17 protein-coding genes are annotated in these 18,227 nt (G+C 71.9%); 11 read left to right on the top strand and 6 right to left on the bottom strand.

Annotated elements, in window-relative coordinates:
* The gene (locus tag ACZ5SK_RS29460; RefSeq protein ID WP_334580382.1) at positions 1-1,041 is read left to right on the top strand and encodes a rod shape-determining protein; all 1,041 of its coding nucleotides are present in this window, start codon (positions 1-3) and stop codon (positions 1,039-1,041) included.
* Positions 1,042-1,220: 179 nt separating this feature from the next.
* A complete protein-coding gene (locus ACZ5SK_RS29455; protein ID WP_334580380.1) occupies positions 1,221-2,297 on the top strand; it encodes a glycoside hydrolase family 5 protein in 1,077 nt (358 codons plus the stop codon).
* On the opposite strand, the gene ACZ5SK_RS29450 is transcribed toward ACZ5SK_RS29455, so the two are convergent.
* A complete protein-coding gene (locus ACZ5SK_RS29450; protein ID WP_334580379.1) occupies positions 2,287-2,937 on the bottom strand; it encodes a hypothetical protein in 651 nt (216 codons plus the stop codon). The genes ACZ5SK_RS29455 and ACZ5SK_RS29450 overlap by 11 nt on opposite strands.
* A gap of 196 nt (positions 2,938-3,133) precedes the next feature.
* Between ACZ5SK_RS29450 and ACZ5SK_RS29445 the strand changes: the two genes are divergently transcribed.
* The 6 genes from ACZ5SK_RS29445 (at position 3,134) to ACZ5SK_RS29420 (ending at position 9,592) form a co-directional block, all read left to right on the top strand.
* Positions 3,134-4,021, top strand: coding sequence for an LLM class flavin-dependent oxidoreductase (locus ACZ5SK_RS29445; RefSeq protein ID WP_468576705.1), 888 nt, complete (start codon positions 3,134-3,136; stop codon positions 4,019-4,021).
* A 124-nt stretch (positions 4,022-4,145) separates the two neighbouring features.
* Entirely contained in the window at positions 4,146-5,330 is a 1,185-nt protein-coding gene (locus tag ACZ5SK_RS29440; protein WP_468155594.1) for an FAD-dependent oxidoreductase, read from the top strand.
* Positions 5,331-5,429: 99 nt separating this feature from the next.
* On the top strand, positions 5,430-6,170 hold the full coding sequence (locus ACZ5SK_RS29435; protein ID WP_334580376.1) for a response regulator transcription factor: 741 nt from the start codon (positions 5,430-5,432) through the stop codon (positions 6,168-6,170).
* Entirely contained in the window at positions 6,157-8,352 is a 2,196-nt protein-coding gene (locus ACZ5SK_RS29430) for a sensor histidine kinase (RefSeq protein ID WP_468155593.1), read from the top strand. Before ACZ5SK_RS29435 ends, ACZ5SK_RS29430 begins: the two co-directional genes overlap by 14 nt.
* A gap of 48 nt (positions 8,353-8,400) precedes the next feature.
* On the top strand, positions 8,401-8,850 hold the full coding sequence (locus tag ACZ5SK_RS29425) for a hypothetical protein (RefSeq protein ID WP_443041292.1): 450 nt from the start codon (positions 8,401-8,403) through the stop codon (positions 8,848-8,850).
* A 94-nt stretch (positions 8,851-8,944) separates the two neighbouring features.
* Positions 8,945-9,592, top strand: a complete 648-nt coding sequence (locus ACZ5SK_RS29420) for a class F sortase (RefSeq protein WP_468415383.1) — start codon at positions 8,945-8,947, stop codon at positions 9,590-9,592.
* A 48-nt stretch (positions 9,593-9,640) separates the two neighbouring features.
* Here ACZ5SK_RS29420 and ACZ5SK_RS29415 read toward each other — a convergent pair whose 3' ends face one another.
* The 5 genes from ACZ5SK_RS29415 to ACZ5SK_RS29395 form a co-directional block, all read right to left on the bottom strand.
* Complete coding sequence (locus ACZ5SK_RS29415) at positions 9,641-9,844, bottom strand: hypothetical protein (RefSeq protein WP_334580373.1); 204 nt, start codon at positions 9,842-9,844, stop codon at positions 9,641-9,643.
* Between the two features lie 4 nt (positions 9,845-9,848).
* Positions 9,849-10,490, bottom strand: coding sequence for a hypothetical protein (locus tag ACZ5SK_RS29410; protein WP_468155592.1), 642 nt, complete (start codon positions 10,488-10,490; stop codon positions 9,849-9,851).
* Complete coding sequence (locus ACZ5SK_RS29405; protein ID WP_468576704.1) at positions 10,487-10,672, bottom strand: hypothetical protein; 186 nt, start codon at positions 10,670-10,672, stop codon at positions 10,487-10,489. Before ACZ5SK_RS29405 ends, ACZ5SK_RS29410 begins: the two co-directional genes overlap by 4 nt.
* 126 nt (positions 10,673-10,798) lie before the next feature.
* A complete protein-coding gene (locus ACZ5SK_RS29400; RefSeq protein ID WP_334580370.1) occupies positions 10,799-11,500 on the bottom strand; it encodes a DUF4232 domain-containing protein in 702 nt (233 codons plus the stop codon).
* Between the two features lie 138 nt (positions 11,501-11,638).
* Entirely contained in the window at positions 11,639-12,550 is a 912-nt protein-coding gene (locus tag ACZ5SK_RS29395) for a tetratricopeptide repeat protein (RefSeq protein ID WP_468576703.1), read from the bottom strand.
* Between the two features lie 542 nt (positions 12,551-13,092).
* Here ACZ5SK_RS29395 and ACZ5SK_RS29390 point away from each other — a divergent pair.
* The 3 genes from ACZ5SK_RS29390 to ACZ5SK_RS29380 are packed head-to-tail and all read left to right on the top strand — an operon-like array spanning position 13,093 to position 18,182.
* A complete protein-coding gene (locus ACZ5SK_RS29390) occupies positions 13,093-14,034 on the top strand; it encodes an ABC transporter ATP-binding protein (protein ID WP_334580368.1) in 942 nt (313 codons plus the stop codon).
* Positions 14,031-15,422, top strand: coding sequence for an ABC transporter permease (locus ACZ5SK_RS29385; RefSeq protein WP_334580367.1), 1,392 nt, complete (start codon positions 14,031-14,033; stop codon positions 15,420-15,422). The genes ACZ5SK_RS29390 and ACZ5SK_RS29385 overlap by 4 nt, the downstream gene beginning before the upstream one ends.
* Positions 15,423-15,425: 3 nt before the next feature.
* Positions 15,426-18,182 (top strand): alkaline phosphatase family protein, encoded by a 2,757-nt coding sequence (locus tag ACZ5SK_RS29380; RefSeq protein ID WP_361703336.1) that lies wholly within the window; start codon positions 15,426-15,428, stop codon positions 18,180-18,182.
* Positions 18,183-18,227 lie beyond the last annotated feature (45 nt).

The following is an 18,227-nucleotide window of genomic DNA, read 5'->3' as shown; positions in this document are numbered from 1 at the left end:
ATGACCGCCAGCCTGGAGCAGCTGCGCCGCTGCCACTTCGCCGTCGACCTGGGAGCGGCGCGGACGCGGGTGTACGTGAAGGGGGCCGGGCTCGTCGTCGACCAGCCGTCCGCCGCCGCCGTGAACACCCGCACCGGCGCGCTGATCGCGGTCGGTGAGTTCGCCGAGAAGATGACGGGGCGCACGCCGCACTACATCCGCGTGGTGCGGCCGGTCTCCGGCGGCACGGTCGTCGACATCGAGATGGCGCAGCGCATGCTGCGTCACCTCCTCGGTGACAAGATCCGCCGGCAGCTGCGTCGCAAGCCGTTCCTGCGCGCCGCGGCCTGCACCCCGCACGACGCCGACCCGCTCGCCCAGCGCGCCGCGATCGAGACGCTGGTCGGGCTCGGCGCGCGGCGCGTGGAACTCGTCGACACGCTGATCGCCGCCGCCGTCGGCTGCGGGCTTCCCGTCGAGCGCCCCGAGGCCACCATGATCATGGTGTGCGGGGCGGCCGCGACGCAGGTCGCCGTGCTCTCCCTCGGCTCGATCGTGACCGCCGAACGCATCCCGGTCGGCGGCGAGGCGGTGGACCACGCGATCGTCCAACACCTGCGCCACGAGCATGAGTTGATGCTGCCCAGCCAATCCGTACGGCCCCTGCAACTGGCCCTGTCCGGCAACGGCCTCACCCCGCACGGGCCGACGTCCACCGAGATCCACGGGCGGGACGTCGCCACCGGCCTCGCGCGTTCCGTGCGGGTCGACACCGCCGCCGTACGGGATGCCATCGAGACGCCGCTGACCGCCGTGCTCGACGGCATCGGCCGGGTGCTGCGGGAGTGCCCGCCCGACCTGGTGGCCGACCTCGCCGACCGCGGGATCATGATGGTCGGCGGCTCCGCGCTGCTGCCGGGCTTCGACCAGATGCTGCGTCAGGCCACCGGCATGCCGGTGCACATCGCGGAACGGCCCGACATCTGCGCCGCGCAGGGTCTGGGCGCGATGCTGGAGGGCAGGATCGAGCCCCTGACGCTGGAGCCGATCGCCTCTGCCTGAGCGCAGGGGCGGTAACAGGGGGCAACGCTCGCCACAGGCGGCAGCAGACGTTACTCGCGTGAAACCTTGACGATCACCCGGCCGGGTGCCACGATTCCGGCGCCGCCATGTTTACGTAAACATCAGCCATTGCCGGGCTCCGATGTTTACGCAAACATCAGAGCCGAAAGGGCACGTCCATGCGCCAGTCCCCCGCCAGAGCCTCCCTCTCCCCCCGCCTGCGCGCCGCTCTCGTCGCGGTCGCCGTGGCCGCGGTCAGCGGCAGCACCCTCGCCGCCACTCCCGCCTCCGCCACCGCCGCACCCGCCTCCGCCCGCCCGGCCACCGACACCACCCAGTTCAAGGGTGTGAACTGGGCCGACCCGCGCGACAACTTCGCCGACGACCTGCTTCAGCTGTCCGGTCTGTCGACGACCGACACCTACAAGCAGACCTACGCCAAGGCGACCCGGATCATCGCGGCGTTCCGCGCGAACCTCGGCGCCAACACGGTCCGGCTGCCGATCAACCCCTACACGGTCAACGGCGCGTACTGGAAGTCCTACCGCGGAGTCATCGACGCGGCCTCCGACCAGGGCTTCAAGGTCATCGTCTCCTACTGGGAGGGCACGGGTGACCGCAAGGACGGCTTCATCGACGACGAGGCCACGTACTGGCCGATGTGGGACACCGTCGTCAAGGCGTACAAGAACGACAGCCGCGTCTACTTCGAGCCGATGAACGAGCCGCACGGCTACACGGACACCGCGTGGGCCGACATCGCGGCGAAGTGGCTGTCGACGTACTCGAAGGTCCCGCGGAACCGGGTGTTCGTCAGCGGCGCCGGCTACAACGACCACGTGACCACGGTCTGCGCGGACCCGCGCCTCAAGGGCACCTACCTCTCCCTGCACCACTACGGGTTCTGGAAGGACTACGCGACCTACGACCAGTGGGTGGCCGACCTGAAGGTGCGCATCGGCGACTGCGCGAACCGGACCGTCGCGGACGAGTTCGGCTCCCCGATGACGACCGGCCTGAACTACGACGTGAAGACCCCGGACAACAACTTCATCAACTACCTCCAGGCCGTCACGGACACCTTCCGCGAGCTGAAGATGGGCTCCGTGTACTGGCCGGGCCTGCGCACCGACGACACGTACTCCCTGCAGAAGCTCACCGGCCCCGCCTCCCGCCCCTGGCTGGCCACCACCAACCAGTCCGGCGCGGACCGCCTCGCGTGGGGCTGGGGCCGGGGGAAGCCGGTCAAGGGCTGAGGTCCGTCGACCGTTGACGTCGGCCTCCACGACCCGATGCGGTCATGGGGGCCGACGTTCGTGTTCTGCTTCTGCGGTCGATGCACCACAGGCCCAGACCCACCAGTGCGGCCACCCCGAGCGCATACACCGGCAGCCACAGGGTCGTGGTGGCCGACAGGCAGTCGGCGACCGCCTCGTGGATCCTGGCCTCCCGCGCCCGCGCCAACGCGGTGCGGTCGCGACCGGCCAGGTTCGCCAGCGCGGCCTCCGCCTGGATGCCCTCGTACGCCCCCAGCTCAGGGCACCCGCGTCGTGTGCCCGGCATCGGGAACAGCCACGCCGAGCGTTGCAGCGCAGGGGCCAGCGCGATCGCCACGCACAGGCCCACGACCAGGGAGAACGCGGTCAGATTCCGCAGGTAGGGGGAGCCGGGGCCGGGCGTCCGGGCCGGCAGCCGGTAGAAGGAGAAGATCACCGCGAGCAGCGTCACCCCGATGTAGGTGGAGAACCACTGCCACGAGCCCTGCGCGAGTGCGGCCGTCAGCACGGCGGCGAGCGCGATGCCGATGACTCCGGCCTGCCCGGACGGGTCACGGCCGCGGCCCGCACCGGTGGACGTCGGGGGCGGGGCTTGCCGAAGGCTGGGGCGGTCGTCCATGGTCTCTCTCCCGCACGGTCGGAGGCAGGACCTCAGCATCCGGGCAGGACGCGCCTCGCCATGACGCCATGCCGGACCTGCCCGCAAGCCCCGCCCGGTTGGCGGGGAAGAGGATCGGGCGTCCGGCCGCCGGGCGGCTGCCGTCACCGGGTTTTCGCCGTTGATCAACCGTCGCCCACCCCGTAGGTTCCTGGACATGACGAACCTACGGATCGGTGTGATGTTCGACCGCGACTGGGCGCCGGAAGGGCTCCCCGGGTTCGCCCGGCAGGTCGAGGCGCTCGGCGTGGACGATCTGTGGGTGGTCGAGGACCTCGGATGGAACGGCGGTCTGTCGGCGGCGGCCGTCGCGCTGGGGGCGACCGAGCGGCTGCGCGTCGGCATCGGCATCGCCCCCGCCCCGTTGCGCAGTCCGGCGCTGCTGGCGATGGAACTGGCCACGCTGGCCCGGGTGTTCCCGGGGCGGCTCGTGGCGGGCGTCGGGCACGGGGTGCGGGAGTGGATGGTCTCGGTCGGCGTCGCGCCCCGGTCGCCGCTGGCCCTGCTGGAGGAGACGATCACCTCCGTGCGTGCGCTGCTGCGCGGCGAGCGGGTCGAGGTGGACGGGCGGGAAGTCCGGCTGGACGGCGTCCAGTTGGTGCATCCGCCGGTGCAGGTGCCGCCGGTGGTGGCCGGGGTGGTCCGGCCGCGGTCCCTCGAACTGTCCGGCCGGGTCGCGGACGGCACCCTGATCGCCGAGGGCCACGGCCCGAGCGACCTGGAGAACATCCGCGAGCTGACGGCGAAGGGCGGCGCCGGGAGCGACCACACCCACACCGTGTTCTCCTTCACGTGCGTGGGTGACGACCCCGACGAGGTCGCCCGGACCCTGCACCCCCACACCGAGGGCCACGGCGCCTGGCTGGGCCGCCCGCAGGAGGAGGTGTTCACCGTCTCCGGGACGCCCGCGCAGGCCGTCGGCGACATCCGCGCCCTGGCGGCGTCCGGAGCGGACACGGTCGTCCTGCGCATCGTCGGCGCCGAACCGCTGCCTCAGCTGGAAGCCGTAGTGGACGCCCTTCGCGCAGGGCCGGCCGCCGACTGACACGCGGCCGCTCGCTCCTGCCCGTGCCGCGGACCACAACCCCGGGCCGCCGCCCGGACGTTCCACCGCGGGCGGGCGCGGGCACGAGGCTCTGGACGGCGAAGTACGCGAGGAGTGGGTGGACATGGCGCGTTTCCTGGTCATCGGCGGCGGCACGGCCGGTGCGGCGACGGCTCTGGCGCTGAACAAGGCGGGCCGGGAGGTCACCGTGTACGAGGCGCACCCCGACTCCGCCGAGGACATCGGCGCGTTCCTCACCCTGGCGAGCAACGGCCTGCGGGCCCTCGCGCAGCTCGACGCCTCCCCCGCGGTCACCGCGCTCGGGTTCCCGCTGACCTCGATGCGCGTGATGGACCACACGGGCGCCGAGGTGGCGTACGTCCCGCTCGGCGAGGCCGACGACCCCCGGCTGCGGTACCGGTGCCTGCGGCGCGGCGAGCTCAACGCCGCCCTACAGGCCGAGGCCGTACGGCGCGGCATCACCCTCGTCCACGGCGCCCGGCTCACCGCCGTCCGGGACGGGCCCGACGGCGTCACCGCGCACTTCGCCGACGGCAGCTCCGCGTCGGGCGACCTGCTCATCGGCGCCGACGGCCTCAACTCCACCGCCCGCCGCGCCATCGCCCCCACCGTCCGGCCCCGTTACGCGGGACAGCACGTCTTCTACGGCTACACCGACGCCGCCCCGAAGGCCGCCGAGGACCGGGCCGCGTGCATCACGATGGTGCGCGGCAGCACGGCCGCCTTCGGCCACGCGACGTCACCCGACGGCGAGACGTACTGGTTCGCCCGCGTCGCCGCCGACGCTCCCCTGACCGCCGAGGAGACGGCGGGCGCCGCCCCCGACCGATGGCGCGACCTGCTGGTCCGGCTGCTGCGCGAGGACCCCACCCCCGCCGCGGACATCGTCGCGGCGACCACGGCGCCCGTCCTGGTCACCAACGCCACCGAGATGCCCAACGGCTCCCCGTGGCGCTCCGGGCGGACCCTGCTCATCGGGGACGCGGCCCACGCGGCCTCCCCCGCGACCGGACAGGGCGCCTCCCTGGCCCTGGAGGACGCGGTGGTCCTCGCCAAGTGCGTGCGCGACGCGCAGGACGTCGACTCCGCGCTCGTGCGCTACGAGGCGCTGCGCCGGCCGCGCGTGGAGCACAACACCACCGTCAGCGGAAACATCTCCCGGGGAGTCCACACGCCGTCCCGCCCCGCCGGCGCGACTCCCGCACCCCGGCGGGCCGACGACGAACTCGTCCGCCAGCTGGACTGGGACTCCCCCATCCCGGCCGCCCCGGCCGCCCCGACCTCCTGACCACTCGCGGAGTTCGGTCGTTTCACCCGCGGAACTCCCTTCGGGACAAAGCCACTTACCGCCGCCTTCCGGCTGGGGTGCTCGCTTACGATCCTCGGCGTGTGCGCAAACATCCTGGTCGCCGAAGACGACACGAAGCAGGCAGAGCTGGTGCGCCGTTACCTGGAGCACGAGGGACACGCGGTCACGGTCGTCGAGGACGGCCGTGCGGCTCTCGAGGAGGTGCGGCACCGGGAACCCGACCTGGTGGTGCTCGATGTGATGATGCCCCGGGCCGACGGTCTCGACGTCGTACGGATCCTGCGCGCCGAGTCCCGGGAGGTGCCGGTGCTGATGCTGACGGCCCGCAGCACCGAGGACGATCTGCTGCTCGGGCTGGATCTCGGCGCCGACGACTACATGACCAAGCCGTTCAGCCCGCGTGAGCTGGTGGCCCGGATCCGCACGCTGCTGCGCCGCAACAAGCGCGCGTCCGCCCCCGAGGCCACACCGGCTCCCGTGGCGGACGACGACGCGTTGTCGGTGGGCACGCTCAGGGTCGATCCGGTGCGGCACGAGGTGTCGGTCGGCGGGACGCCGGTCGTGTGCACGCCCGGGGAGTTCCGCATCCTCGCGGCGATGGCTGCGGAGCCCGACCGGGTGTTCTCCCGGCAGCAACTGCTGGCGGAGCTGCACGGCTTCGACAAGTTCATCAGCGGCCGCACCGTCGATGTGCACGTCATGAATCTGCGCAAGAAGATCGAGCGGACCCCGCGGCGGCCGGACCGGCTGCTCACGGTCTTCGGCGTCGGCTACAAGCTGACCGACCCGGCGAAGGGCATACGCCGTGCGTCGTCGTGACAAGTTCGACAAGCGTGATGAGCGTGACAAGCGTGACGAGCGTGCCGAGCGGGACCGCCGGGCCGGGCGGGCGCGGCTGCCGCTTCGCAGGAGCCTGCTCGGGCGGCTGCTGACCGTTTCGGCGCTGGTGGCCTTCTGCTCGGTCGCCGCCACCGCCTGGCTCGCCGTGCAGACGACCACCGTCGCGATCCGCCAGGAGCAGGGGCAGAACCTCAGCGCCGACGCGAAGATCTACAACACGCTGCTGGGTTACGCGGCCGGCCATCCCGACTGGGCCGGCGCCGACGCCACCGTCCGGAAACTGGCCCAGCAGTCCGGACGCCGCATCGTGCTGACCACCGAGGACCGGCGCCCGCTCCTCGACTCCGCCCACACGGGCGGCGACTCGTCCGCCCCGTCCTCCGCGTCCACCGCCTCGCTGCCGTCGCAGGCCTCGGCGGTCGTCGACCCGCTGTCGGTCGACACCGTGCTGGTGCCCGACGCCGTTCCGGTCGGCGCGGACCGCGTCGACCCACGGGCCGTGGGGCCGTTCCTGCTGCCCGCGAAGGAGCGTGCGGTCCTGCGCAGCGCCACCGCCCGCAGCGTGGGATGCCTCGCCGAGGCGGGCATCGCCGCGGACGTCGTCCAGAGCCCGAGCGGGCGGCCCCGGGTCCAGTTCGTGAGCGACGCCACCGACCGCTCCGTGGAGCTGAAGTGTCTGGCGATCAGCGGGGCCGCCGAGGCCACCCCGACCGAGGAGAAGGCCCTGCGCGCGCTCGAACTGCTCGCCGGCGCCTGTCTGAAGCGGCAGGGCCGCACGGGCGTGAAGCTGAACCTGGGCCTGTCCTGGGAGCGGGGATACGGGCAGGACGGCACGGACATCGGCGCGTCGGCGCCGGTCCCCGTCCCGGACACCGCCATCGCCGAGGGCCTGACCGACGAGGAGGTGCTCCAGCGGAAGGTCGCCGAGGACCGGAAGGCCGCCGCGGCCGCCGGCCGGGGCGAAGAGCGCAGTGCCGACGCGACGGACGGCACGAGGGACGGCGTGACGGACAACCCGAGGAAGGTGCGCGACAGCGGGTACGACCGGGCCGTGGCCGCCTGCGTCGGCAGCGCCCGCCGCGAGCAGCTCACGGCGTATGTCGCCGCGCCCGCACTGCTGTTCATCGACGGGCCCGGCGCCGTCAGCGTGCCCGGTTTCGACCTCTCCCCGGCCAGCACCGCCCGCATCGCCGGTGTCACGGCCCTCGTCCTCGCCCTCACCGTCGGCGCGTCGATGCTCGCCGGAGCCCGGCTCGTACGCCCGCTGCACGCGCTCACCGGCGCCGCCCAGCGGATGCGGGACGGGCTGGACTGGGCGCCCGTGCCGGTCGGCGCGGACAACGAGATCGGACGGCTGGCTGCGGCGTTCAACGACATGGCCGCGCACCGGACCCGGCTGGAGGAACAGCGCAAGGCGATGGTCAGCGACGTCGCGCACGAGCTGCGTACCCCGCTGAGCAACATCCGCGGCTGGCTGGAGGCCGCGCACGACGGGCTGGCCGAGCCGGACCCGGCGTTCGTCTCCTCTCTCCTCGACGAGGCGGTGCAGCTCCAGCACCTCATCAACGATCTGCAGGACCTGGGGGCGGCCGAAGCGGGCGCGCTGCGGCTGCACCTGGAGCCGGTGCGCGTGGACGAGCTGCTCGGCCAGGTCGCCGCGGCGCACCAGGCGCCGGCCGAGACCGCGGGCGTCACCCTGCGGCACTCCGCGCCGCCCGACTCCCCCGCGCCGCCCGACTCCCCCGCGCCGCCCGACTCCCCCGCGCCGTCGGCTCCGCCGCTGATCGAGGCCGATCCGGTGCGGCTGCGGCAGGCCGTCAGCAACCTGCTCTCCAACGCCGTGCGCCACACCCCGCCCGGTGGCCGGGTGACGCTGCGCGCGTATGTGAACAAGGCCGGGGACGAGGTGGCGGTGGAGGTGGCCGACACCGGCAGCGGCATTCCGGCGGGCGACCTCCCGCATGTGTTCGACCGCTTCTGGCGGGCGGAGAAGTCCCGCAACCGCAGCACCGGCGGCAGCGGGCTCGGCCTGGCGATCGTCCTCAAGCTCGCCGAGGCGCACGGCGGCACGGTGGACGTGGTGAGCACCGAGGGACTGGGCTCGGTCTTCACCTTGAGGCTGCCGGCCCTGCCCGACCCCGAAACCACCCTGATGCGATGACCACGGCGCTCTGACAGGTTCCTCACAAGTGGTCGCGAGTCTTCGGTCATGCCCGCGGCCACCGAGGCCGGGCCAGAACTGGAGTCCTACATGTCCCGCATGCCCCGCCGTCTCACCCTGCGTTTCGCCGTCCTGACCGCCGTCGCGGCCGGCGCCCTGCTCGCCCCGGCCGGCGCGGCGCTCGCCGACGGCCCGACCCCGTCGGCGAGCGCCGTCGCGGGAACCGACTCGGACGCGGCGAAGGAGAAGGAGGACCTCGCCAGGAAGGTGAAGGAGGACGCGGCGCAGAAGCGCAAGGAGGCCGCGGTGGCGGAGGCCCGCAAGGGCGCGGCCGAGAAGCGGATGCCGCGTGGCGGCGTCAACGCCGGAGAGGCCGTGGTCAAGGACGGCGGCACCAGCACCACCGCTCTTGCCGGTTCGGCCGCCGGCGCCCTGCTGCTCGCGGGTGCGGGCACCTTCGTGATCCGTCGCCGTGCCGCCGGACGCCGCGAGGGCTGATCCGGCCCGCCGTCCGACCGGACACATCTGTGGCGCCGTCCCTCGTCGGGCGGCGCCATCGCCTGTTGCACCCACCCCTGCTCTGGAGTCCGTCGTGTCCCCTGCACACTCTCCGGTACGGCGCTTCGGCACGCTGCCGGCCCGTGCCCGCCTCGCCCTCGTGGCGCCCGTGGCCCTCGCCGTGCTCACCGGCTGCTCGTCCGCCTCCGAGAAGCCCGCCGTGCCGGTCGCCTCCGCCGCCGCCCCGTCCGCCGCCGGGGCCCCCGTGCCCGCCGGCGGCACCGCGCCGGCCGAGCAGCCCGCGGCCCCCGCCGAGGTGGCCGTCCCCTCGCTCGGCATCACCAGTTCGCTGATGAAGCTCGGCCTCGCCACGGACGGCGCCGTCGAGGTCCCGCCCGCCGAGAAGGGCATGACCGCCGGCTGGTACACCGGCGGTTCCGTGCCCGGTGAACCCGGTGCGGCCGTCATCATCGGCCACAACGACACCCGCTTCGGCAAGGCCGTCTTCCACGACCTGCACAAGATCGCCAAGGGCGCGGAGATCACCGTCACCGATGTGCGGGGAAAGTCGGCGCACTTCACGGTCACGGGCACCGAGAGCGTCAGCAAGACCTCCTTCCCCACCGAGAAGGTCTACGGCCCCACCCAGGACCGCGCTCTACGGCTGATCACCTGTGACGGCGACTTCGACGCCCAAGGCCACCCGGTGAACAACCTCATCGTCTACGCGACGCTGAGGTGAGCGCCGGCGCGGGAAAAGCTGGCAGCACGGCCCCGGTCCCCCTGCGCCTCACCCCTGGACCAGGACGACGACTCCCCCCACCAGCAGGAACAGCCCGCCCACGAGGGCGACCCCGGCGAGCACCGCGAGGACGGCCGGCCGCAGGATCAGCACGGAGGAGGCCGTGGCGGCCGCGCTCAACTGCCGACGGCGTAGGCCGAGCGCCCGGATTCCGGCGAGCACTCCGATGAAACCCACGATCAGATACGACATGACGTCAGCCCTCCAGGCCGTTCAGCAGGTCCGCGAGCGCGGCGATCACGGTGGCGGGGTCCCCCTCACAGAGGGGCTCGGCGGCATCAGGTGTCCAGAGCCGAAACCGCCCCGGTGCCTGAAACGCCACCGACGCGAGGATCCTGGAGTCGAACGCGTTCGGCATGAAGAGGAAGTTGTGCCCCAGCCCCGGGAAGAACCTGCTGACCGTCGGGTCGCCCGAGGCCAGTTCGACGACCTCCCGGTACAGCTCCGAGGGGTGACTGCGGACGATCCGCCATTGCGTCGCCAAGGCGTCGCCCCGCTCGTAGGCCAGTTGCAGTTCCGAGAACTCCACGAACGGCCAGCGGGCAGCCATCTCCTCAAGCCCGGTACCGGCGATCCAGGCCTGGGCGGCCCGGGCCACCGCGCCCTTGTCCCGGGTCGCTCCGTGCGCCCACCCCCGGTCGCCCCGGACGAACGTGAGGATGTAGGTCTCGTTGGCGGTGAGCACTGGCACCCGTGACCGGCCGTCGGTGACGGAGACGGGGCCACGTTCCGGACGTTCCCGGGATGTGGTGAACAGGTACGCGGAATCCGCGCCGAGTTCGGCGTTCAGCGCCGCGACCAGTTCGGCGCCGAACGCTGCGTCGGGAAATCCCGTCATGGGGTGTAGTCCTTCATCTGTTCCGTGATGTCCGTGCCGCGCATGAACCACTGAATACCGGACCAGGGGTGGGCCTCGTCGATCCACACGTGGTAGAAGATCCGCCACATCTCCCATTCGGTGCCGCGCACCTTTTCCGGATGGCGTGCGGCCCGCCCGTTTTTCACTGCGTTCTGGAACACGCGAAGCTGACCTGAAGCGAGCCGAGCCCGGCCGGCCGCCCCGCTCAGCCCAGGCGGAGGCGGGCCGCCCGGGCGGCGAGGGCCTGGGCGGCGTCGGTCGGCGACCGCACGGCAGCCGCCAGGTCTTCAGCTGCCGACGGGGCCGGTGTAGGTGCCGGGATGCGTGGCGCCATCCTGGAGCAGGACGCTGCCGCCGGGCCAGGCCAGGGTGGTCGAGGTGGTCTCGTTCGGCGGGGTGATGACGACGGAGGTGGCCTTGAACTCGGTGCCGCTGCCCTGGGTCCACGGCAGGAAGGTGATGGTGAACGTCGCGCTGCCGCCGGCGGCCAGGGTGATCTTCTTGGACGTCGCACTGCTGCGGGTCAGTGACCAGCTTCCCCCGGAGGACTTCAGGTCGACCCCGGGGAAGCCCTGGATGGTGCACGCGGCGGACGTCTTGTTCTTCAGCACCACAGGCAGTTGCTGCTGGTCATCCGAGCTGCTGACCTTGCCGTCGCCGGAGCCGAACGAGAAGCCCAGCCCGGCGGTGTGGCAGCGGTCCGCGCCGGTGCCGTCACCGCTGGCGCCCGTACCGCCGCCGGTGCTGCTGCCCGCGGCACTGCTGCCACTACCGGTGCTGTTGCCACTACCGGTGCTGCTGTCCGCGTCCTTGGTGGCACCCGCGTTCTCGGCCGTGTTGCTGCCGGCGGCAGTGGCCGAGGACGCGGACGTGGATGCGGACGGCTGCCCGCCCGAGGTGTCGTTGCCACTGCCGTTTCCGCAGGCGGTGAGCGTCAGGGCGAGCGCTGACGTGGCGGCGAGTGCGGTGGCAGAGTGGAGCAGACGCATCGTGGTGTTTCTCCGTTGCATAAGGTGCGCTGACGAGCGCGGTGTTGATCACCACAGTATGAGTGAAATCTCAACAGGCCTGTAACCGCAGTGTTCTGATGTCACATCAGATGGTGGCCGCGTACCGGCGGACGAACCTCACCCTGCGGCAGCTCGCCCCGCTGTTCGGTGACAGTGCCCTCGGCACGTGGACCGAGTGAGGGAGAGTGCACGGCTCACGAGGACCGCGTCAGCGATTCCGCCTCGGATGCGGAGGCCGGACAGCCGCCCGGCCTCGCGGATCTGGTCGGGCGTCATGGACCGGGCCAGTTTGATCGCCTGGTGGACTCCGTCGCCGTTGTTCCGGTCGAGCATGGTGAGGAACCATCTGACGGCCTGTACGGGATCCGCCGCGCATCCGATGCCGTCCCGGTATCTGCCGGCCGCGGCGAACATCGCGGGCGCATGTCCCGACTCGGCAGCCTTGACGTACCAGGCGAGGCTCTCTGCGTCGCTGCCCTTTCTGGCCAGTTGGTCGCCGAGCACGGCGCAGGCCTCCGGGATTCCCAGCTCGGCGGCGACCCGCAGCCAGCGGGAGAACTCCCGGAAGTTCCGCATGCCGCCGACGCCCTGATAGCAATTGACGGAGAGATTGAAAGCGGCGTAACCGTCCCCGGCCTCGGCCGCTTTCCGGAACAGGGCATTGGCCCGCACCGGATCGCGTGCCACACCGACGCCGTTGGTCAGCATGAATCCCCATTCACGCATGGCCTCCACCACACCCGCGTCGGCTGCCTCACCGAAGAGACGCGCGGCCCGGCCCAGGTCGCTCCCTCGGTCAAGGAGAACGGCGGCAAGCAGCGCCTTCGCATCAGCGTCGCCGTGGGCGACAGCCGACTCCAACTCGGGGACGAGGGCCGCGATCCGGTCCGCCGCACCCGTGGCTCCACGGCGTTTCGCGTGGAAATACCAGTTCCCCGCACCCACCGAGTCGCCCCGGGCACGAGCCTCTTCCGCCCGCTCGATCAACTCCGCGACGGGGACGCCGGCCGGGTACACACGCCAGTTCAATGCGCTCTCGCCTTTCAGCGGGCCCGACAGTCGAACGAATGCCACAGGCCATCCGGCGCGTGACCACGTGAATCACGGCCCGATCGGAGCCGACTGTCGGTACGCCGGGTGGCGGGGCTCGACTCCGGAACCAGGGTATGCCGTCAGGTTGTGGAGGTCGGCCGCGCTGGGGGTCACGGGGGACGGTCCGTGACGCGGGCGGCCCTGCACGTACCGGTGGGGCGGGGCGTTGGCGGGCGGCGCGGGCGGCGTGAGGGAGACCTCCTCGCCGCCGTCGGGGCCGACGCGGCGGCTCGTTGCCGTACCGCCTCCCCGATTCGCCGTCCGCCTGGAGGAACCGCCGTTCGGTACCGCGTGCAGCCGGTCGGCAGGCTCCGGGGACGGGCCCCCGGACACGTCCGGCTTTGCTCAATGCTGGGTCGCCGCTGGGCAATCCATGGACTGCCGTTCCGGCAACATTCAGTCCATCGTTGCTGCTTGCGTTTTGTGAATTCCCTAGGGTCCCTGAAGGCGCGATCGCCTTCCTTCGAAAAAGGGGACCCATGGACACCCTCCGTTCCGTCCGGGCTCGCGGGATCACCAAATGCTTCGGAGACGTCGTCGCGCTCGACGGCATCGATCTGGATGTGGCGCAGGGTCAGATACACGGTCTGGTCGGGCCGAACGGCGCCGGCAAGACGACGCTGCTCGGCCTCCTGCTGGGCCTGGCCGTCGCCGACGGCGGCCGGCTGGAGATCCTGGGCACGCCCGTCGGGCGGGGCCTCGACGCTCCCGACGGCGTCGCCGGCTTCGTGGACGGGCCCGGCCTCTACCCCTCGCTGACCGCCCGGCAGAACCTCGCCGCGCTGGCCGCGCTGCGCGGCGGCGACGCGCGCACGGCGGGCATCGACGACGTGCTCGACGAGGTCGGGCTCACCGATGTCGCCGACGACCGGACCCGCGGTTTCTCCCTCGGCATGCGCCAGCGGCTCGGGCTCGCCGCCGCCCTGCTCACCAGGCCCCGGCTGCTCGTGCTCGACGAACCCGCCAACGGCCTCGACCCGGCCGGGAAACGACACGTGCACGGTGTCCTCACCCGGCTCGCGGCGGACGGCACCGGCGTGGTGCTCTCCAGCCACCGCATGGACGACCTGGAGGCACTGTGCTCCGAGGTCACCATCCTCGCGACCGGACGGGTCGTCTTCTCGGGCCCGCTCGGCAAGCTGGCCGCCGAAAGCCGTGAACTCGACTACCGGTTGGTGACCTCCGACGCCCGGGCCGCCCACCGGGAGGCCGTCGACACGGCCGGGATCCACGTCGTGGACGACGCCGGGGCCCGGCGCGGCGTCGAGGGGCTCGTCGTGCGCGCGCTGGTGCCCGCCCTCGACGACCTCGTCGTACGGCTCGTCCGCGCGGGCATCGCGGTGCGTGAGCTGACCCCCGTGGTCTCACCGCTGGAGGCCGCGTTCCTCGCCCTCACCGATCAGCAGGAGGCCGGCAGATGACCGCGACCACAGCCGACGAGCGCGTGGACGAGCGCGTCGACGACCGTGCTGCCGCTGCGGGCCGGGCGGTGCGCGTCTCCGTGCCGCGCGTCTACCGCTTCGAGTTGGTCAAGCTGGTCTCCCAGTGGCGGATCCGTCTGCTGGTCCTCGCCTGCTGGATCGCACCGGCGCTCTTCGTCGCCGCGGTGAGCCGGCAGAGCACGCTTCCCACCGACACCCTCTTCGGTCGCTGGATGCACGCCACGGGGTGGGCCGGACCGCTGGTGATGCTCGGTTTCGCGGGCACCTGGGCGCTTCCGCTGCTGACCTCGGTGGTCGCCGGTGACGTGTTCGCCGCCGAGGACCGGCTCGGCACCTGGCGCCATCTGCTGGTGGCGGTCCGCTCGCCGCGGCGGATCTTCGCGGCGAAGGCGCTGGCCGGCCTCACTGTCATCCTGCTGCTCGTGGCGGGGCTTGCCGCGTCCAGCGCGGTCGGCGGGGTCGTGGCGGTCGGCAACCAGCCGCTGGTCGGCCTCGACGGCCACCTGCTGGCGCCGGGGGACGCCGCCGGGAAGGTCCTCCTCGCCTGGCTCTGTGTGCTCGCCCCGACCCTGGCCCTCGCCGCGATCGGGCTGCTCGGGTCGGTGTTGCTGGGACGGTCCCCGATGGGCCTGCTGCTGCCCGCGCTCGTCGCGCTGGCGATGCAGCTCGCCCAGATGCTGCCGCTGCCCGTCGCCGTACGCCTCGCCCTGCCCAGCTACGCCTTCATCGCCTGGAACGGCCTGTTCACCAGCCCCACCCAGCTCGGCCCGCTGCTGATCGGCGTCGCGGTCGGCCTGGCGTGGGCGGTCCTCGCGACCGCGCTGGCCTGTCTGCTGTTCCTGCGGCGGGACTTCACCGACCTGACCTACGACGGTTCCGGGCGCCGCGCGGTCACCGCCGGGCTGCTGCCGGCGGCCGCACTGGTCGCGCTCACGGTCGCGGTCGTCGCCGTGGCGACCCCGTCCTCGGGTTCCGGGATCCGGCAGAGCAAGGTGCAGCGGTCGGTCGCCACGGCCTTCGCGCACCTCTACCGCATGCAGACCGAGCAGCTCCACCGCCCGGCCGTCACGGAGGCGGAGCTGCGGGCCACGGCGGCGTGTACCAAGAGCGACGGCCGGGCCGCCCAGGAGGGGGCGGGCAACGACTGGCGTTGCGTCGTGACCTGGCATCTCCCCGGGGTGTCGGTCACGGGGTCCGCCGTCTACCAGCTCGACATCACCTCGGACGGGCGGTTCGTGGCCGACGGCGACGGACCGAAGGAAGTGAACGGCTACTTCCTGGTGCGGACTTCGACAGGGGACGCACCGAACCCGCTTTGGCAGTTCGACGGCAACGTCGAGCTGCTTGACACCACCTCGAAGGGATAGTCCATGCAGGTAACACGGCAGCGCCGGGTGGGCCAGAAGGAGCAGCTCAACCTCCTCGGCAGACGTGTCGGCCGCCGCACCGTGCTGGTGACGGCGGGCATAGCGGTCGCCCTCGGTGTCACGGGCACCGCGGTCGCCTCGACGTACCGGTTCGGCACCCAGCAGGTCGCCCAGACCACCGCCGACGGCCAGGTCATCTCCAGCGACCAGTACATCAAGCCGTACGGCAGCCGCACCGTCGTCAACGACGGCAAGATCATGTCGTCGGCGGTCAGCCCGGACGGCGCCCACCTCGCGGCCGCGGTCGCCGACGGTGACGCCTCGCTGGTCGTCATGGACCTCGCGACGGGGCAGGTGATGCAGAAGGTCGGCACCAACGCGGCCGACGGCCTGCGCATCAAGAACGGCTCCGTCGGCCAGGAGGGCCCGACGTACTCGCCCGACGGCAAGCAGCTGTGGCTGGGCCAGACCGACGGCTACACCAAGTTCACCGTGGGCGCGGACGGCACCCTGTCCACTCCGGTGACCGTCTCCATCCCGGCCGACGGTGCCAAGCACGCGCTCGTGGGCGCCGCGGTGTTCTCGGCCGACGGCTCCACCGTGTACAGCGCGGTCAACGGCCAGAACCGGGTGGTCGCCATCGACGCGGCGACCGGAACCGTCAAGCAGAGCTGGGCCGTCGGCAACGCCCCGCGTGGCCTCGCCCTGGTCGGCGGCAAGCTGTACGTCAGCAACGAGGGCGGGCGTCCGGCCAAGGCCGGCGACACCACGATCAACTCCTACGGCACCGACGTCCCGGCGAACCCGGACACCGGCGCCACCACCACCGGCACGGTCAGCGTCATCGACGTGGCCGCCCCGGCCGCCGCCGTCGCGAGCATCGACGTCGGTCTGCACCCGACCGCGGTGTACGCGAGCAAGGGCGCGGTGTTCGTCACCAACACCGCCGACAACAGCGTGTCGGTCATCGACACCGCCAAGGGCAAGGTCGTACAGACCATCGCCACCCAGCCGTGGCCCGAGGCGTCGGTCGGCTACGAGCCCAACGCGGTGACGCTCACCGGCGACGGCCGTCTGCTGGTGACGCTGGGCCGCGCCAACGCGGTCGCCGTCTACCGCTACACCTCCCCGCAGCAGCCCGCCCGCTACGTCGGGCTGCTCCCCACCGACTACTTCCCCTCGGAGATCACCACCGTCGGCAAGAAGGTGGTCGTCTCCAACACCCGCGGCATCGACGCCCGCCGTCCCACCACCAGCGCCGGGCACGGCACCCACGACACGACGTCGAGCCTGACGCAGTTCACGCTGCCCGCCGACAGCGTCATCAGGTCCCAGACGGCGAAGGTCTTCAGGCAGAACGGCTGGACGCACGGCTCGGTCCTGACCGCCAAGGGCAGGAGTCACGCCAGGGCGCTGCCGGTCCCGGTGCGCCTCGGCGACCCCTCGACGATCAAGCACGTCTTCCTGCTCGTCAAGGAGAACCGGACCTACGACCAGGTCTTCGGCGACATGCCGCAGGGCAACGGCGACTCCTCGCTCACGACGTTCGGCGAGAACGTGACGCCCAACCAGCACGCGCTGGCGGAGCAGTTCGGTCTCTACGACAACTTCTACGACGTCGGCACGAATTCCGCCGAGGGCCACAACTGGCTGATGCAGTCGGACAACCCGGAGTACACGGAGTCCTCGGCGGGCGAGTACCAGCGCAGTTACGACACCGAGAACGACGCCCTCGGCCACCAGAAGTCCGGCTTCATCTGGACCGGTGCGCAGGCGGCCGGCAAGTCCGTCAAGGACTTCGGCGAGTTCCAGTCGCTGGAGACCAAGCCGGCCGGCGCGACCTGGCAGAACCTGTACTGCGACAGCAAGAACATGGCCGCGACCGGGGCGCAGACCCAGTACCCCATCAAGACCGGTTCGGCGATCCCGTCGCTGAACAAGGTGTCGGTGCAGGGCTTCCCGCTGTTCGACCTCGACGTCCCGGACATCTACAAGGAACAGATCTGGCAGCAGGACTTCGAGAAGAACGGTCCGGCGAACCTGAACATGTTCTGGTTCTCCAACGACCACACCGGCGGCCCGGCGAACGCGTCCGCCGAGGTCGCGGACAACGACCTCGCGGTCGGCCGGATGGTCGACCAGATCTCCCACAGCAAGTACTGGAAGGACTCGGCGATCTTCGTCGTCGAGGACGACTCCCAGAACGGCCTCGACCACGTCGACGGCCACCGTGCCCCGGTCCAGGTCATCAGCCCGTACGCCAAGCACGGCGCCGTCGACAACCGCTACTACTCGCAGATCACCATGGTCCGCACCATCGAGCAGATCCTCGGGATGCACCCGATGAACCAGCTCGACAGCGCGGCCACCCCGATGTACGGCGCGTTCACCCCGAAGGCGAACACGACCCCGTTCACCGCGGTGCCCAACCGGACCTCCCTGACCCTCGGTGTCAGCCCCCAGCCCACCTGCGGCTCGGACACCCCGGCGCCCCAGGACAGCAAGGCCGCGGCCGCGCCGACGTCCGCCGCGGTGCCGCAGGCGCAGCAGCAGCTCGCGGCGCAGTGGAAGGCCTGGGCGAAGCAGCAGCGGCTGACCGGTCCGAAGGCCGTGCCCGACTACGCCAACCCCACGCAGATGAACCGCTACACCTGGTACCAGACGCACGACTGGACCAAGCCGTACCCCGGTGACAAGAAGGTCTACGCACCGGCCGACGTGCCGGGCGCCTACCTCCCGTCGCCGGACTCCGACGGCTGACATGGCGTGACCTTTTCAAGGGGCCCCTGGCCGGCGTCACCGTCG

Source organism: Streptomyces sp. NPDC031474, assembly GCF_055581185.1.
Note: the sequence above shows the minus strand (reverse complement) of the source record. Positions and strands in the feature narration are given on the sequence as shown.

Excerpts from the sequence above, each read along its gene's own strand:
- ACZ5SK_RS29455 (WP_334580380.1), top strand. The coding sequence starts at position 1,221 with ATGCGCCAGTCCCCCGCCAGAGCCTCCCTCTCCCCCCGCCTGCGCGCC.
- ACZ5SK_RS29450 (WP_334580379.1), bottom strand. The coding sequence starts at position 2,937 with ATGGACGACCGCCCCAGCCTTCGGCAAGCCCCGCCCCCGACGTCCACC.
- ACZ5SK_RS29415 (WP_334580373.1), bottom strand. The coding sequence starts at position 9,844 with ATGTCGTATCTGATCGTGGGTTTCATCGGAGTGCTCGCCGGAATCCGG.
- ACZ5SK_RS29410 (WP_468155592.1), bottom strand. The coding sequence starts at position 10,490 with ATGACGGGATTTCCCGACGCAGCGTTCGGCGCCGAACTGGTCGCGGCG.
- ACZ5SK_RS29385 (WP_334580367.1), top strand. The coding sequence starts at position 14,031 with ATGACCGCGACCACAGCCGACGAGCGCGTGGACGAGCGCGTCGACGAC.
- ACZ5SK_RS29380 (WP_361703336.1), top strand. The coding sequence starts at position 15,426 with ATGCAGGTAACACGGCAGCGCCGGGTGGGCCAGAAGGAGCAGCTCAAC.
- ACZ5SK_RS29460 (WP_334580382.1), top strand. The coding sequence starts at position 1 with ATGACCGCCAGCCTGGAGCAGCTGCGCCGCTGCCACTTCGCCGTCGAC.
- ACZ5SK_RS29390 (WP_334580368.1), top strand. The coding sequence starts at position 13,093 with ATGGACACCCTCCGTTCCGTCCGGGCTCGCGGGATCACCAAATGCTTC.
- ACZ5SK_RS29445 (WP_468576705.1), top strand. The coding sequence starts at position 3,134 with ATGACGAACCTACGGATCGGTGTGATGTTCGACCGCGACTGGGCGCCG.
- ACZ5SK_RS29400 (WP_334580370.1), bottom strand. The coding sequence starts at position 11,500 with ATGCGTCTGCTCCACTCTGCCACCGCACTCGCCGCCACGTCAGCGCTC.
- ACZ5SK_RS29440 (WP_468155594.1), top strand. The coding sequence starts at position 4,146 with ATGGCGCGTTTCCTGGTCATCGGCGGCGGCACGGCCGGTGCGGCGACG.
- ACZ5SK_RS29425 (WP_443041292.1), top strand. The coding sequence starts at position 8,401 with ATGCCCGCGGCCACCGAGGCCGGGCCAGAACTGGAGTCCTACATGTCC.